At 59.3% G+C, this 16,494-nt stretch carries 13 protein-coding genes and 1 pseudogene; 12 read left to right on the top strand and 2 right to left on the bottom strand.

What is annotated here, in order from left to right; translation table 11 throughout:
- The first annotated feature begins 1,221 nt into the window (after positions 1-1,221).
- Positions 1,222-2,190: a hypothetical protein gene (locus EPO50_RS27935; RefSeq protein WP_296349747.1), complete on the top strand. Its 969-nt coding sequence runs from the start codon at positions 1,222-1,224 to the stop codon at positions 2,188-2,190.
- Between the two features lie 66 nt (positions 2,191-2,256).
- On the opposite strand, the gene EPO50_RS31590 is transcribed toward EPO50_RS27935, so the two are convergent.
- On the bottom strand, positions 2,257-2,514 hold the full coding sequence (locus EPO50_RS31590; protein ID WP_367268067.1) for a helix-turn-helix domain-containing protein: 258 nt from the start codon (positions 2,512-2,514) through the stop codon (positions 2,257-2,259).
- A gap of 2,219 nt (positions 2,515-4,733) precedes the next feature.
- Here EPO50_RS31590 and EPO50_RS27930 point away from each other — a divergent pair.
- The 11 genes and pseudogenes from EPO50_RS27930 (at position 4,734) to EPO50_RS27880 (ending at position 14,256) form a co-directional block, all read left to right on the top strand.
- Positions 4,734-4,982, top strand: a complete 249-nt coding sequence (locus EPO50_RS27930) for a type II toxin-antitoxin system Phd/YefM family antitoxin (protein ID WP_296349745.1) — start codon at positions 4,734-4,736, stop codon at positions 4,980-4,982.
- Positions 4,982-5,416, top strand: coding sequence for a type II toxin-antitoxin system VapC family toxin (locus EPO50_RS27925; RefSeq protein WP_296349742.1), 435 nt, complete (start codon positions 4,982-4,984; stop codon positions 5,414-5,416). The genes EPO50_RS27930 and EPO50_RS27925 overlap by 1 nt, the downstream gene beginning before the upstream one ends.
- Positions 5,417-5,543: 127 nt before the next feature.
- Positions 5,544-6,226, top strand: a pseudogene (locus EPO50_RS27920) (DUF1612 domain-containing protein); the annotation flags it as partial.
- The gene (locus EPO50_RS31585) at positions 6,221-6,493 is read left to right on the top strand and encodes a helix-turn-helix domain-containing protein (RefSeq protein WP_367268070.1); all 273 of its coding nucleotides are present in this window, start codon (positions 6,221-6,223) and stop codon (positions 6,491-6,493) included. The pseudogene EPO50_RS27920 and the gene EPO50_RS31585, both read left to right, overlap by 6 nt.
- Positions 6,494-6,495: 2 nt before the next feature.
- Positions 6,496-7,332, top strand: a complete 837-nt coding sequence (locus EPO50_RS27910; RefSeq protein ID WP_296349950.1) for a recombinase family protein — start codon at positions 6,496-6,498, stop codon at positions 7,330-7,332.
- A 175-nt stretch (positions 7,333-7,507) separates the two neighbouring features.
- Positions 7,508-8,335 carry an IclR family transcriptional regulator gene (locus EPO50_RS27905; RefSeq protein ID WP_296349737.1) on the top strand — a complete coding sequence of 276 codons (828 nt, stop codon included), beginning with the start codon at positions 7,508-7,510 and terminating at the stop codon, positions 8,333-8,335.
- Between the two features lie 131 nt (positions 8,336-8,466).
- Positions 8,467-9,567 (top strand): hypothetical protein, encoded by a 1,101-nt coding sequence (locus EPO50_RS27900; protein WP_296349735.1) that lies wholly within the window; start codon positions 8,467-8,469, stop codon positions 9,565-9,567.
- A gap of 112 nt (positions 9,568-9,679) precedes the next feature.
- Complete coding sequence (locus EPO50_RS27895) at positions 9,680-10,657, top strand: tripartite tricarboxylate transporter substrate binding protein (protein WP_296349733.1); 978 nt, start codon at positions 9,680-9,682, stop codon at positions 10,655-10,657.
- Positions 10,658-10,685: 28 nt separating this feature from the next.
- Complete coding sequence (locus EPO50_RS27890; protein ID WP_296349731.1) at positions 10,686-11,891, top strand: CaiB/BaiF CoA-transferase family protein; 1,206 nt, start codon at positions 10,686-10,688, stop codon at positions 11,889-11,891.
- A gap of 9 nt (positions 11,892-11,900) precedes the next feature.
- On the top strand, positions 11,901-13,094 hold the full coding sequence (locus EPO50_RS27885; protein ID WP_296349729.1) for a CaiB/BaiF CoA-transferase family protein: 1,194 nt from the start codon (positions 11,901-11,903) through the stop codon (positions 13,092-13,094).
- A gap of 4 nt (positions 13,095-13,098) precedes the next feature.
- Positions 13,099-14,256, top strand: coding sequence for an acyl-CoA dehydrogenase family protein (locus EPO50_RS27880; RefSeq protein ID WP_296349727.1), 1,158 nt, complete (start codon positions 13,099-13,101; stop codon positions 14,254-14,256).
- Between the two features lie 308 nt (positions 14,257-14,564).
- Here EPO50_RS27880 and EPO50_RS27875 read toward each other — a convergent pair whose 3' ends face one another.
- Positions 14,565-16,202: a hypothetical protein gene (locus tag EPO50_RS27875; RefSeq protein ID WP_296349725.1), complete on the bottom strand. Its 1,638-nt coding sequence runs from the start codon at positions 16,200-16,202 to the stop codon at positions 14,565-14,567.
- Positions 16,203-16,494 lie beyond the last annotated feature (292 nt).

Raw genomic sequence — 16,494 nt, 5'->3', positions numbered from 1 at the left:
AGATGGCGCCAAAGTCCGTCGAGCTCGTGAATCTCCCGAATGTGCTGTCAGCCTAAATAGTACGAGGAGGGCACATGAATGCGACTAACACTCAGAGGAATTCCACAGGAGACGGCAGACTCGATACGCCAGCTCGCTAATGAGGCCGGGTGTACGCTCGGTCAAGTCGTGACACTTTGCGTGGACCTCGGGTTGCACGAAGCCCGACTTCAACTGATACAAGCTAGTACACCTAGACCAGACGCAGAGGACCTCTACAGTCTGGAAATGATCATGGCAGACCTTGGTCAGCCGGCCGTGCCTCGAAAGTAGGTCTGGACAATCGCGCACGCAATGCACGCTCGACTTTGATTGCCAGCGAGCCATCGCGACCATGCGTTGGCAGCTCGCTAGAGCAGCGGCCACTTTCGAGCCGGCCCAGCAGGTCGGCGAACTCGCGCTTAAAGCAGCTGGCTCCCTCGTTTTCTCGAAGGTCCTGCCAAACACTGAGAAGTACACCCGGCAAGCACATTCTAAGATCAGCTCCAGGCACAATGAGCGCCGCGTGTAGACCAATGCAATACCGTCGAAGGACCGCTCGCGTATTTGCAGCTTCGGCTTCTGATCGATCGAGAGGAAGAGCGTGGTCGGTTAGAATGGTGCGTCTGGCCGTTGGGTCAGTGGTCCTATTGGCCGCTCACCCTCGCGGGCCTGTCTGTTCGTTCCGAACGGGATCGTCTGAGGCGAAGCCTGATCGCTCGCCTGTCAGGCTCGTCCATTTGTATGAGCGATGGGACAATTCGGCCTGTCCCATCATAGAAGATATAATCTTCTATTCTTCTCTTAGTTAATTAACTTGATTAGAATCTTAGTAATGATTCTTAGTTAAGTAATAGAGATAAGAAGAATTATTAGTATGTCTTCTATGATGGGACGCGACGCCGATGTCCCATCTCTGGTGTATATAGCGAAGGAGCCAATAGGCGACTGAGCGATCATCCAGAACAGCCAACACCGACGATCCAAACAATATCTGGTCGATGGCTTGAACCGACTCATCGATAGCCCCAGCTTCGATAGAGCATCGATTTCTCTTCCCAGCCCTAAATAAGGGTGATCGCGTCGGCAACACGATCAGTCAGAGATTCTCCAAAGCGAGCCTAGCTCGTCACGAATGGGGCTCCAGTCCGGAAGTTTAGCCGACGCGTGGACTGGAGTCCCTTTTACGTTTGGAGGATCGATATGGAAATCGTCGGCAAGTTCATACATCTGAAGCGCGAGGAGGATCACGACCTCATCAACTGGTACCTAACCGTGAGGACGTTCAAGCCCGACCCCGCAGAGGGCAGCGTCCTCTCGCGAATGAGAACAGTAGTCGATGGAACGGATCGCAATGGCCTGCTGAAGCTGGTGGAGTCCCTTTGGATTTCGTTCAAGGACCGGCATCGCGACATCTGGGCCGACAGGTTCTTCGCTGTTGCGAACCTCCACGACGAGTTCGTTAAGTTCTTCGACTGTGCTCCGCCGCAGTGGATGTGGGACACCGAGGCCCGCAAGCCCGGTCGTGTGCAGTACGCTGATGTACATCATATGCACCGCACGACAATGCAGGCTCAGCTTCGACACGAGGCCGTCGTCAAGATTGCGGCAGAGCGCGGGATCGACCTCGACCTGATCGGTTACATGGCTCCAGAGGTTTTCCTTCCCGACGTGGAACGTCTCGCCGAGAACCGGAGGCAGGCGGAGCGGGAGCGCAAGCAGGCTTATCGTTCGAAGAAGGCAGCCGACAAGGTGAAGGGCCAGCAACAGGTAGCGGCGATCCCGGAAGAAACGTCTGAGGCCGTCCTACGGATCAAGCTCGCCGAGGCTCTTGCGACCAATGAGGGGCAAAAGCGCCAGATCGCTAAATTCCGGAGCCAAGCTCATCTGCAGCCCGCTCGGGAGGAAGCTGCGATGATCGCGGTTGCTGAGGGCGCACCTTGGCTCAAGCAGATGAATCGAATGGAGCACGAGATCGCCGACCTCAAGGAGCAGAACGCCGAACTGAACGAGCAAGTGGCTGCATACGCGCGTGCGAACCAAGAACGTAAGGAGGCCATGGAAGCCGAGATCAAACGCCTAAGAGCTGATCTTGCCCAGAAGAACAAGATCAGTGAGGCGATTTCGGCTCGGATTCGCAATCCTCTTAACCTGACCCGTCAGAGGAACTGAACACCCTGAACCAGAATGAACTCAAGCTCACCGGTGAGATTGCGGTGAGCGACATCTCTATTGGACTTAAACTTTGGCGACGCGACGACCGCGAGGAAGCCCTTTAGTGGGTGCATTGCCTTCAACAAAGAGCTCCGCAATAGGGATTCGAAGTGTCATTGCGAGGTCGTGCAGCTTTGTGATCGTTGCCGAACGCGTTCCGTTCTCGATTTGACTGAGAAAACTTGGGGCTATGCGAGCGTAGTGAGCCAATGCTTCCTGGCTGAGGCCGCGCTCTAGCCGGATCCTCCGCAAGTTTTGACCCACTGTAAGCCTGATGTCCATGACCCAGCAGGGTGGTGGTCGCCATAGAATTGACCATTTGCTATAGTAAAGAATAGATTCGGCGACTCATCGACCTGTTCTGCTTCAAACTTAGGAGAAACAATGAAACGACGGCCCTCTATGAGATTGTTTGCGATGTCACTGCTGCTCTTCGCTAGCGGCATTCATCCAGCCCGAGCTCAGACCGAGGTTTTCAGTGCTGCCAGCATCAGCGAGCAGGGGGGCCAGTACACTCTCGTGATATTTAAGACAGGTAGTCGTCTCAGATTTGAGATTACTGCGATCAGTGCGCAGAGCAGCATGTCGGGGCTACCACGTTGCGACTCTGTCGATCTCCGTCCAGATGGCACCTTTCTGAGCCATTGCAGCGGTTTTCAGCCCCAGGATCCTGGTCGGTATCGCTTGGAAGGGTCACTTACGGCGGCGAGGATCGACACTGTCTTTCGCTTCGGCCGAGCCGAATTCAAGCTTTCCCCAGGCCCCCTCGCAGTTGTGGGTAAGGCGAAGAGATGAGCGCCCCCGCGCTTGGGATTGTCTGGAGGTCCCAATGATTGGGATCGCGCACCACTGGCGTCACTGGGTGAGAGGTCTAGCAGGTGTGCTGTCGGGGCTACTGATTGGCAGTCAAGCCTATGGGCAACCCCTTCCACAGTCTCTTGCCGGATCGTGGATTATCAAGGACGTGCGCTTCGGAAATGGTGCAACGGGATATCAAGTCCCAACGAACGCTCAGAGACGCCAACTCCTCCAACGCATTGGCAAGTTCTATCAGGTCCCTGGAAGCTGCGGCCAGGGTGGTCCAAAGTTGAATGTTGAACGGACCACGATTCCCAAGACGGCTCTCGTTCATCCTGAAACCAGCCAGCATAGGAGGTTGGCTAGCCTTGGCATCCTCGCGTTGGAGCAGCAGGTCGTGCAACTCTCGATGATGTGCGGGAACGCATCGTCCAACATGTACTGGTGGGTGCCTGCTGGGGCTCGCTCCCAACTGTTCGGCGGACACAACATTAACGAAATGGTCGATTACGAGTATCTACTGGAACGGCCAGCCATTCAGTCGCCCCCACCTGCGAACAGAGCGTTACCGAGTTCGGCGCAGGTTCAGTGGGACAAGATGCGAGGCACGTGGATTCCTCAGAAGGATCACAATCCAAGATTCTGCTCGACCAAGTCATCGTTCCCACCTCCACCAACCTATCTTGGCATCGGGCAAACACAGATCACTCGGTTCGAAGAAGGCTGCGACATTGTCGGAATTACGCCACTTCCCGATGCTCAGCTCCGGGTAACCCTGAACTGCGGTGCCTTTAATGATCGTAGTGAACGGCAAACGCAGACGTTCCGGCTGTCCAACAATCGCCTGATCATTGACGGAGTTCCACACGTTCGGTGTTCTCTGCCACAGGGAGCGTCGTCACGGTAAACACCCCTCATCGCGGCCATGCGGACGGTGGCAACGATCGGTCGAACTAGGCGGCTTCCGAGGTGCGGTGCGTGGGGCATGAGAATCGAGATAAGCCATTCTCCCGGCGAGCCATGCGATCGGATCGGACAGCATCAGCTGCTGCATGCGCTTTAGGAATCCCCACGACGAAGCTGCACAAACGCTTTCAACGATCCCCGGCCAAGCGGAGCTTACAGTGAGCCAGTGGGAGAGGTAGTCGTTGTGGGGCGTGTGAGCGCAGCCGTCGATAAGGGGGCCGTTACACGTCATTCGAACTGGCGGGATCACCTCTTTCTTTGGTGCCGCCGGCAGGAACGGCGCCGCTAAAACAGTCACCCGCTGCGGGCCGAGTCGTCGTCGAAAACTGAAGAAGGCGCCAACTCCGTGCGCTGCTTTCTCGATGTTGACGCCGACGTTGTGCTCCCAGATCACAACTCGAATGCACTCCCGCTCAGCTCTTTTGCATTGGCTTGCATGTTGGAACGAGGAATGGAAGATGGCCGTGGCGGCCAAATGCCCGCGATGTCCTGCGCGACAGTGCACACGTGCTCCATCGCCAGAGTGGCTCGTCACCATTGGCCGTCGCCCTTCCCATACCCGAAAGGCCATAAGGACAGCGACTCCCAAACTCCAAGACAGGCCCTGCAGGCCATTGAAAGGATCTGTGAACAACGGAGCAGGGACCGACGAACCGACCGTTTGATCGTCACTTCCGTATTGAAGTCTTCACAAAATATGTATAAACGTAGACACAATCGTCCTCGTGGAGGCTTCTATGACCGTCACGACCCTCACTAGTAGAGAATTTAACCAGGACACGAGCCGGGCAAAGAAGGCCGCGGATAGTGGGCCCGTGTTCATCACTGATCGCGGCCGCCCGGCCCACGTGTTGCTCTCGATCGAGGAATACCGGCGGTTGGCCGGCCAGCGTCGGAGCCTCATCGACGCGCTCGCCTCGGACGACGAGGTAGAGTTCGATCCGCCTCAGAGCAACATCGCCATCACGCCGGCCGATCTCAGCTGATGTTCATCCTGGACACCAACGTCGTATCTGAGCTCCGTAAAGCTCGTGCGGGGAGGGCAGACGCCAATGTCGCGGCCTGGGCATCCTCGGTCGAGCCATCCACGCTCTACATCTCAGTGATCACCGCGAAGGAGCTGGAGCTCGGCGTCCTGCAGGCCGAGCGGCGTGATCCGGTTCAAGGAGCCAGCCTGCGCAGGTGGCTTCACGCCAAGGTGCTTGCGGAGTTTGACGGCCGGATGCTGCCCATCGATCTCCCTGTGGCCCAGCAATGCGCTCGCCTGCACGTTCCAGATCCAAAAAATGATCGGGACGCGCTGATCGCGGCGACCGGCTTGATCCACGGCATGACTGTCGTCTCACGCAATGTCGGCAACTTCGCCGCTACTAGGGTGAACCTGCTTAACCCATGGGAAAGCCCCAAGAACCCTAATTGAGGCCAGGGAGAGTGTCATGGCACATATCGAGCAGGCAGCGGTCGAATGGCTGATCGAGATTGCCTGTGGTCAGGCTGGCCAGAGTCGAAAGCCTGCTGAGTAGGGCCGACACCTCCCATCCGTTCCGATGTTCGAATACTCCAAGCCGGCTTTACAAAGGGCGACCACGTCGCTCGGCCAGGCTCTCGAGAGGGCCGCCTTCGAGGTCGTTCGGCTTGACGAGCAGGTAGCCCGCCTGGGCCGGGTCGGGGAGGGGTATCGCGCCCGAAGCGATTTCCAGGAGGCCTGTGCGCTGCGCGCGATCGCCGGCGAGCTGGTCCCGATAGACGACCTAGTGTTGATCGATGCGGGCTCGCCCATTCGTCTATCAACGATCGAGCTCACCCGCGCCCGAATTGCTCTGCAGGCTCGCCGATCGGCGGCCGCGCATCCGCCGGCATGGGCCTGGAGCGACGACGCCCTGTTCGAGGGCCGAATCAAACTGCCCCGCGACGAGCTGCTGCGCGCGCTCGGTGATGCCGAGTGGGACGAGGACGAGCGTGTTGACCGTTGGCGTGACCTCTTGGCGGGCCTCCCAGCTCTGCCAATCGTGCTTAGGGCCGCCGTTGTGTGGGACGCCTGGCTACAGATCGAGCCTTTACACGCCGGCGCCTGGCGCTCCGCCATCATGGCCGCCGCCGTGATGAGGGCAGGGGGCTGACGCCCTACCATCAGTTCGCGCTCGACATCGGCGCGCGCAAATCCCGGTATCGCTATGGCGATCGCGCGCCGCTAGAGCAGCGCATTGCCGGCTTTCTCGACTGGATGACCTTGGGCGCGGTCGCCGGGCAGGCCGAGCTCAAGCGCCTCAGCCTGGCTCACCACGTCCTCGGTCAGGTGGCGCAATCCAAGCATGTTGACTCGCGTCTGCCGGCGCTCATCGACCTGGTGCTGTCGCGGCCTCTGATCAGCGCTGATATCGCCCAGCGGGACCTAAAACTGACCAGCACAGGGTTTCGTCGGCTCCGCTTGCAGCTGGGCACTTCGGTCAAGAAAGTGACTGGACGGCGGCGTTTCCAGGCGTGGGGGATCCTTTGAGCCTGATAGGCTACGCCCGCGTTTCTACCGACGAACAAACGACGGGCGGCCAGCTCGACGAACTCAAGGCCGCCGGTTGCACCACCCTGTTTACCGAGCACGCCTCCGGCGCCGATCGCGATCGCCCGGAGCTTGCGCGGGCGATCGCTGCCTGTAGGGCAGGGGACGTGCTGCTTGTCGTGCGGCTCGACCGCCTTGCCCGATCGGTGCGTCACCTCCTCGAGGTCATCGAGCAGCTGAAAGAGAATGGAGCGGGCTTTCTCTCGCTGGCAGATCCGATCGACACCACGACCCCGCAGGGCATCTTTGCCCTGCAGGTGCTGGGTGCCGTTGCCGAACTTGAGCGCCAGCTTATCGCCGCCCGCACCCGTGCCGGCATCAAGGCGGCCGTGGCGCGAGGCGCCAGCAATCCAGGGGTGCGTGCGCGGGATCCCAAAGCCATCGCCAAGATTCGAGAGGCGAGGGCGTCTCGTCACGTCCAGCAGCTCGCCGCCTCGGCCAACGATTGGCTGCCCATCGTGTGGCGTCTGAGACCACAGAAGGATTGGGCCACCGTCGTGGCCGCGCTGAACGAGGCGGGAGGCACCTGGACGGTCGAACGTCAGAACCCGCGAGCTGACCTAACAGCGTCATACTCCGACGTTCAATCCATGGCCGAACGCGGTTCTCGACGTTGCTTCGACAAGAGGCGCGCACGTATGGGAATGTCATCCGGCCGCCGAATTGGATCAAACCGCAGCTCGCGCGCCTCGCGGCGCGAACCTTGCGCACATCGAGATCAAGGATATCGCGACGCTGTGAGGTCGCGGACAAGGGATGCTGATGGTTTACAGCCGTAGCACAGTGTTCAAACACGTTTCGCGCACTGAGTTACCGGGGGCGGGCACTCGGAATTTGGGAGTTGTGTCGGCTGACCCGTTCTCTTCCGGATCCGCGAACGGACTGCTGTAACTGAATTGCAATTCTCCTCTAGAATGATTATTCGGCATCCAGAGCAGCGATCTAACCTCCTTCATGAAAACTACTATCCGGCATGGAGCGCGCACGGCTTCTAGAGAGCGAACAGGTTTCGCCGAAAGCAAGCTGGTTAAGCCCGTCGTGAGTGCGATACGAGTGCTCGAGCTACTAAGTCGCTCCAGTCACTCTATGACGCTAACCGAGATCGTGCGAGAACTGGCGATCAATCCCAGTACTGGCTTGGCCATTCTGCGTACTTTGGTTGCAATGCGAATTGTCGGGTTCGAGGCCAAGTCTAAGTCATATCATGTCGGCACTGGAATGGTTGCCCTCGCTGAAGGCGTGCTTGGTCGGCAAGCCAACCTCGAGGTCCTGCGCCCGGCGATGACGAAACTGGCGTCCAAGTTTCGCGTTACCGTTGTCTTCTGGGAAGTCGCCGACGAACACCATCTTCGGCTGGCGGCATTTTCTCTCAGTGACGCAGACATCCAGATTCAAATGCGCATTGGTCAGCGCTTGCCGATCTGGGCGGGCGCCGTGGGTCGCCTCGTGGCCGGTCAATCGGATTTGACGCCGTTCGCGCTACGCCGGAAGTTCTCTAGCGTCCGTTGGCAATCGCCGCCTACGTTCGACGCCTACCGCCGTGAGGTGGCCAGCGCCGCGCGCGAAGGCTTTGCAGTTGATGATGGTAACTTCCTGCGGGGAGTTCTAAGTATTGCCGCTCCGGTTTTCGGGCCGTCAGGCCGGATCGCACTGGCCTTCAATGCAGTCACCTTTTCCGGACAGTTGTCGAGCCGAAGCATAAACGGCATCGCTCAGGAATTGGTCGAACTCGCCAGGCTCGCCGGATCCTCGCGGGCTTACTCATCGCGGCGCACTGTATAGGCTCCTGCCGCATTACTCCGAGCACACATTCGCAATAGAGAATTTGGTGACGGCATTCCCTTGCTACAGCCGTTTCGTCGGATACGGTGCCGACAAAGTAGGCGGTAACGCTATTTGACGTGAGGCCATGTATGCGCGCGCTTGTCGTAGGGGGAACCGGCCCGACCGGCCCATTCATCGTCAATGGACTTCTAGAACGCGGATATCAGGTAACGATCTTTCACAGGGGCACACATGAGAACCCCGAGATCGAGCACCGGGTCTCTCATATTCACGGCGATCCACATTTCAGGGAAACGATCGACGATGCGCTTGTCGGCCGGACGTACGATCTGGTGGTCGCAACATACGGGCGCCTGCGACACCTCGCGGCAGCGCTGCAGGGGCGGACCCCGAGATTCATCGGTGTAGGAGGCGTAGCAATATACCGCGGGTTCAAGGAACCCGAACGCTTGCGTCCGCCGGGCCTGCCCGTGCCGACGCCGGAAACCTGGCCACTCGTGACCGGAGATGATGAACTTCGCTTCTCCCAACTAATGACGCAGACTGAACAAGCGGTTTTTATTGCCCATCCAACCGCTACGATGTTTCGGTATCCTTATGTCTACGGCCCACACCAGCTGATTCCGCGCGAGTGGTGTTTCATTAGGCGCATCCGGGACAAACGGCCATTCATCATTGTTCCTGACGGAGGACTGCTTCTCGCCGCACACGGATACGCCGGCAATCTTGCTCATGCCGTACTACTGGCCGTAGACAAGCCGCGAGAAAGTGCAGGTAAAGCTTACAACTGTGGCGATGAACGGACGCTGACACTGCGCCAGACCATCGAGATGGTGGCAGACACGATGGGTGAGCGCATAGAGCTCGCGAGCTTGCCGAATGAGGCCGCCAAGCCATCCCTGCCCTATACTCTCCATGATCACCCGCATCATTGGGTGATGGACATTTCCAGAATCAAGGACGAGCTCGGTTACCGCGATCCGCTGCCCGTCGAACAGGCGCTTCCCGAAACGGTGCGGTGGTATCTCGAGAATCCGCCGGAGGCAGGCGGCGAGATCGAACAGCGGCTGGCGGACCCGTTCGACTACGAACTCGAGGATCGGCTGGTCGAGATTCAGAGAAGGGCGCACAAGGAGCTCGAAGCCTTGGTCGGGCAAGAAGGTTTCGCACGTCCCCACGCTTATCCTCACCCGAAGGCGCCGGGCGAACGAGACCACCGCGCCCGCTAGGACTCCGAAACACGGTCCCAAATTCTCTATCGAGAATTCTGCCGCGATGCGGCGTTGCCGGCCAAAGGGCGCGTCTTCTAGCTTCCTCCCTGAGGCACCTGGGAGGAAAGACATGAACAACATCACGCGGCGCGCAATCGGCAAGGGGTTGATGTCGCTCCCTTGTCTCAGCGTCTTCCCATCAACAGGCTGGGCACAGATGTTTCCCGCAGGCCCGGTCCGTGTCGTGGTGCCGACCGCACCAGGGGGAGCGTTGGATATCATGTCCCGATTGGTCACCGCCCGGTTGGCCGATGACTGGAAGCAGTCGGTGATCGTCGACAACAAGGCAGGCGGAAGTGGCATCCTCGGCAGCAATATCGTCGCGAATGCTCCTCCGGATGGGCTGACAGTCCTGTTCACAACCAGCACGCACGCGGTCAACCCGGTGCTGCTGAAGTCGATTCCCTACGACACCGAAACCGCCTTCACGCCCATCGCTACGATTGCCGAGACGGCCTACGCACTGGTCGGCTCGGCCAAGAGCAATTTCAGCGATGCCGCAGCGCTCTTCGCCGACATCCGCGCGCAGCCGGGCAAGTACGCGATCGGCAGCAGTGAGAACTCTGCCCGCCTGGTAGGCGACCTCATAAAGAACAAGGGGAAGTTGTCCTTTGAAAGTGTCTTGTACAAAGGCGCAGCACCAATGCTCCAGGAGGTGGTTTCCGGAGTGATTCCTGCCGGCATCACGACACCCGTGTCGGCAATGTCCCATCACAGATCGGGAACGGCGAAGATCCTAGCCATAACGAGCGAGAAGCGCCTGCCGGTGCTGGCCGACGTGCCCACGATCGGCGAGCTTGGCATCCCCGGTGTCGTTTGCAGCGTCTGGTTTGCGGTCTTTGGCCCCAAGGGCCTGCCGCCGACGGTGGCCGACAAGTTCCACGACGGCATCGCCAAGGCGCTACGGGACTCCGCCATCATCGCCAAGATCAGGGATTTCGGCGCCGAACCAAGCGGCGAAGGCCCCGCGGCGCTCGCGGCTCGTTTGAAGACGGACCTGGCGCAATGGCGCCAACTTGCTCAGGCGGCCGGCGTCCAGCCGGAGTAGCCACCAGTCAGGCAGGAGTTTGAAGTACATGTCGCTGCCCTACGAAGGTCTCAAGGTTCTCGATGTGAGCCAGGGTGCTGCGGGACCGTATTGTGCCGAGGTTCTCTGGCAGCAAGGCGCCGACATCGTGAAGGTCGAGCCGCCGGCCGGGGACTGGTCCAGAGGTGTCGGCGCCCTGCGCGACGGCATCAGTTCGCTCACCATTGCCATGAATGGCGGCAAGAGAGGGCTCTGCGTCGACGCCACTACGGCGGCCGGTCGCGGGATCCTGATCGACCTGGCGAAGCAGGCGGACGTCGTGGTCCAGAATTTCAGGCCAGGCGTCGCCACGCGACTGGGCCTGGATCCATTGGCATTGCGCCAGGCAAATCCCGGGCTCATCTACGTTTCGATCTCCGGTTACGGTCTCGCTGGTCCTTACTCGGCGGCGCCGGCAACGGACTCCGTGATGCAAGCAGATGCCGGCCTGATGTTTTCCAATCGCGGCGAGGGTTCACCGCGGAAAATGGGCATCTTTCTCGCCGATCTTAACGCGGGACTGTATGCGGCCCAGGCGGTCGGCGCGGCGCTTTTCCAGCGGACGCGTTCCGGCACGGGAGAGCATATCGAGATCAATCTCTTTGATACATCTGCGGCGGTGCTGGTGGGCAACTATGCCGAGCACGCTCTGGAACCTGAACGGGAAGCAAGGGCGTCAGTGGCCCTTACGGCGCCTAACGGGACATTCCAGGCGAAGGATGGCTCGATCAATGTCGTGACCATGAACGACCAGCAGTTTGCCCGCCTGGCCGAAGCGCTGGGGCATGCCGAATGGGTCGATCGTCCGGAGTTTGCCGGAATGACGGCGCGCGTGGCCAATGTCGGCCTTCTCAACGCCCTGATCGGCGATGTCCTGTCAGGACTGAGTGTCGACCAGTGGTCCAGCAGGCTGTCGGACGCTGACATCCTGCATGCGCCCGTCCGCAACTATTCCCAATGTATGGCGCATCCCCAGGCACAGCATCTCGGGACATTCGAGAGATTCCAGCAGCCCGGACTCGGTGCCATCTCACTTCCAGGTATTCCTGCTCGCAAGCTACGACGCCGACAGGAAGCCGCGCCCTATCTGGGGGAGCACTCGGTGGCAATCCTCGAGGAGGCTGGGTTCTCGAGACAACAGATCAACCAATGGCTCCGGTCCGGTGCCGTGCTCCAAGGGTCCGCTGGCTCGACTGGCGGCAGTTCAAAGGTTTGAAGGAAGAATATGTCGATCCCCAAGAAGGCACTGGGCCATGTCCGCGTGCTGGACATGTCGCAATTCACCCCGGGTCCGCTTTGCGCTCAGATCCTGGGTGACCTCGGCGCAGAGGTCATCAAGATCGAGCGGCCGAACGGCAATGACGACCGGCGCGCAACACCGTTGGTACGGGGCTTCGGCGTGTACTACGCGCTCAACAACCGTGACAAGAAGACGGTGACGCTGAACCTCAAGCAGGCGAAAGGCGCCGACCTCCTCCGGCAACTGGTCGGCAGAGCCGACATCCTAATCGAGAACTATCGCCCCGGTTTCCTTGCGCAGCTGGGTCTTGGCTACGATGACCTGCGCAAGGCCAATCCCAAACTCATCATGATCTCGGTAACGGGATTTGGTCAGACGGGACCCTACAAGGATCGTGGCGGCTTCGACATGATCGCACAGGCCGTCGGCGGGCTGATGAGCCTGAATGGCGATGCCGATGATCCGCCGCTCAAGGCTGGAACATCGACCGCCGCCATGGTGACGGGGCTCAATGCCGCCATCGGTGCGCTCGCGGCTCTTCAGCACCGCGATCGTACGGGCGAAGGACAATGGATCGACGTCGCCCTGCTCGACAGCGCGGTGTCGCAGATCGAAGCGGACCTGCCGTATTTCGGGCTGACCGGCGACGTGCTGCCGCGCGTGGGGAACCGGCGTCTTTACAGTGCGCCGGCAAACGTCTTCAAGGCGACCGACGGCTTTGTCTACATCGCACCCGGCGTGGATGCTATCTGGAAGCGGCTGTGCCGTGTCATCGGGCGAGCGGACCTGGCCGATCATCCCGACTATCTGACCAATGAAGCCAGGATCCGGCGCGTCGAGGATGTCGAGCGTGTCGTGCAAGAATGGGTGACGCCAAGAAACAAAGACGAAGTCGTCGCCCTCTTGGTGGAGGCGGAGGTGCCGTGCGGCGTCGTCAACGATGTCCGGGAGGTGCTGGACGATCCGCAAGTCGGTGCCAGGCAGATGGTGGTCACTGCGAGTCATCCGACGATGGGCGACATGCCTGTACCGGGGCAGCCCCTCAAGATGAGCGGCACGCCGCTGAAGTCGGGTCGAATGGTCTTCGATCCAGGTCAACACAATTCCGAAGTCTACGGTGAGTTGCTGAACCTCACTCTGGACGAACTCCAGTCGCTGCAGAAAGCCGGAGTGATCTGAGAACATGAAAAGCTGGGCTCTCGTAGATCTGCCGTTCTTCGAGCCACGTCACGAGACCGTGGCCGCAACGGCAAAGGCCTGGATCGGTCCTGGACACTTGACGAGGCCCGTCCGCCTTCTTGAGGAAGCACGGCAGATCGTCCGGTCGTTTGCCGGCACCGGCCTCCTCGACATCGTCGTGCCGCACGCCGAGCGCGGTGAAACGGTCTTCGATGTCCGTGCGATCTGCATCGCCCGCGAAGCGCTGGCCTATCAGAATGTGTTGGCCGACGCGATGTTCACTATGCAGGGGCTGGGGACCGCGCTGATCGGTCTGCATGGCACGTCCGAACAGAAGAGCCGCTATCTGCCGCCTGCTCGTGCCGGCGAAAGCATCGCGGCGCTGGCCATCTCGGAACCCGACGCCGGCTCGGACGTTGCCGCCATCGCGACATCCGCCCGGATGGACGACGACGGGTTTGTCCTGGATGGGCACAAGACCTGGATTTCCAATGCGGGAATCGCCGATCATTACATCGTATTGGCGCGTACGGAAGAAGCGCCCGGCGCGCGCGGCCTCTCGGCCTTCATCGTGGACGCCGGGACTCCTGGCCTCTCGACGGCGCCGATCGATCTCATCGTGCCGCACCCGATCGGATCGTTGACCTTCGACGCTTGCCGCGTACCGAAGTCGGCGTTGCTGGGAGAGCGCGGCCAGGGTTTCAAGCTCGCGATGGCGACATTCGACTACTTCCGGCCGTCTGTCGGAGCGGCCGCTGTCGGAGCAGCCCGGCGAGCGCTCGATGAGAGCATTCGTCGAGTGCGCGAACGTCGCATGTTCGGGCGCAGCATGGCGCAACTCGAGGGAGTACAGGCGAAGCTCGCCGACATGACGGTCGATGTCGAAACAGCTGCGCTATCTGTCTATCGCGCGGCGTGGCACAAGGATACGAGAGGCTTGCGCGGCTCCCTCGAAGCGTCGATTGCAAAGCTAGTGGCGACCGAGGCCGCTCAGCGTGTCGTGGATTCTGCTGTTCAGCTTTTTGGAGGGGCAGGCATCGTCGAAGGGGGAATCATCGGACAGCTGTATCGGGAAGTGAGGCCCATGCGCATCTATGAAGGTGCGTCGGAGGTCCAAAAGTTGGTCATTGCTCGTAGCGTACTGGCTGGCGCCTGTCCTTAAGGGACAGGGTTGACCGCTCCTTGGCCGATGTCGGGTACTGCCTAAGTGTGAGACTCTGCCGCGCTGCCGGAGGTGTTACTAGTCAAACTGAGACTGGATGGATCGATTGGTCTCGAAGTAAGCCCTATTTTGGGAAGCAGATTTGGAACGAATTCTCCACTAAGACAGCGTCTCCCGGCTGCAACTTGGCTGTCCGCCTGTCGCCTGAACAAGCTCATGAGGCGCGACGCTTAGGAGATCCTAGAAACATCGTGAGTTGTTGGGTCATCCCAGAGGTATCGTAGATCCTTCGGGGCGACTTTGCCGTCTTAGCTCTTCAGACGAGCGACGAACCGCTTTAATTGTACGCGGTCTTCGGCGAGTAGGTGGAGGGAAGAGACAGAAAGCTTGGTGCCAAGATAGCGGCGCACTCCACGATCCGGGATTTGCGCCGCAATGTGCTCGAATATTGGGTTGAATCGTCGTAGATCCCAGCCTGTTTGCGCTAAGAGCTCTTCACCCCTGACGCTATCCGGCCTCGCCAGTGCAAGCTCAGTGACTGTTACTGTGTCGGCGACCGGGTCACGACCGAATGCCGGTCCGTCGAATGTCAGATAGAGATCGAGCAAAGGCCGGAAGTTCGTCAATCCGCCACCAGAAAAATGCGATATCTCTACGAAACCATCAGTGGCCAACTCGGCTACTGCTTCCTCAAGTTCCACTTCGGAGTTGTCTTTGAATTCCTTGCGCAGCTTGCTGGCATCCACAAAGCCGCGCGAACCGTCGGTGCAATGCTCGGCCACCCAAACGGCCACTTTGCGCGCCAACAGCGATAGCTGAAGGTCGAGCGCCCTAAGGTTTTTAGGATCATCTGGATCTACGGTCGGTTCCTTGATTGTCATGAGCAAAGGCGAATGATTGACGGTAGGTGATGGTGAACCGCAAAGCCAAGCATCGAGCCCGTCGACAACCTTCTGACCAATGGCGGCGAACTGCTGGATGTCTGCACCGACGAGACCTACGGTCTCACCGACCTTGGCATCGTTTGCATGGGTAGCAAACTTGTCATCCACGACGCCGAGATTGTGGCCGATGATGTGGCGCTTTTGGATGTTGAGCAGCAACGCTGCCATCTCGGGATCGGTCAATTCCGCGAAGGGATTGAGATTGAGTTCTGCGAACCGCCTAAGAGCCTTATCTATATTCTGAAAATCGTTTCCAACCTTTGGCGGACTGACATTGGCCTGCGCTTTCCCATAAAAATAGACGGCCTTTAGCGTCGCTTCAAAAGCCGTCAAGACGTCTTCGTGAGCGTTGCCCAACAGGCGATAAGCTAACTCTTCCTTCTCGGTTTCGATTCCTTTAGCTAGCGAGACCTGGTCATCGACCAATTCCGCTTCGCGCGAGAAATGTAGTCGAAGATTGGGGGCGCCACAGTCGGGACAGAAGAGGCCGATGGCGAAGAGTCCATAGTCGCGGCCGCAATGGTCGCAGACCAGCTTACGCATAAGGTCCTGGCGGGAAAAGCGCGGTTTCGGCTTTGGTATGCTGCGCTTTACGTCTGTCGTAACTCTGATGGGTCCTTTTACCGAAGAACTCCCTTTGAACGCGTTTCTGAATATATCCGATACGGCGTCTTGCATGTCCTGCGCTGCGGCGTGCTTTACTATTTCCAGCGCTGCTTTCACATCGTCTGGATGTATGAATGCATCGTCATCGGCGACAATGCCGCTATAGGGGCAAACAGTTTGCTTAGTGTGGGGCTCATGCTTCATTCGAACGCGTAGTTCCTTCGAAAGGCCGACGCTCGCGACGACGTTGCCGATAACAAAGTGGCGTGGGTACGCATTCTCATTCGGCGAAAACCGATAGACCCGGCCATCCGGCGTGCGGGGTAGGGGTATGCCGACCTTCATGTGTTGGCTGGTGCCGCCAGTTCGATACTGGCTGAGGCGAGGGAACTTCATTTGAACGAGCTTGGTGCGCGCCCAGAATTAATCAAGAATATTAGCTCGCGCCTAAGTAGATAGAATTACATCGGCTCTAGGAGTGGTGGCCATGGCACGGGAGTTTGCAGTCGTCGAAATGATCTGCGGGACAGTGCCGCGTTGGTATACGTCGAGGTGAGTAATTCTCGACTGTCAGCGGATGTGGTTTACCTTAATGCGATGGATTTAGCCGTTGTGCAGCCGAGCCGCGGGACGCCGGCCGACCATCACGCAGTGAGCGGGCCGCCGCCCTCGTAACGTTCCAGATGAA

The sequence above is a fragment of the Reyranella sp. genome (genome assembly GCF_004297405.1).
In the GTDB taxonomy this organism is placed as follows: Bacteria; Pseudomonadota; Alphaproteobacteria; order Reyranellales; family Reyranellaceae; genus Reyranella.
This window is presented reverse-complemented; position numbering and strand designations above follow the sequence as displayed.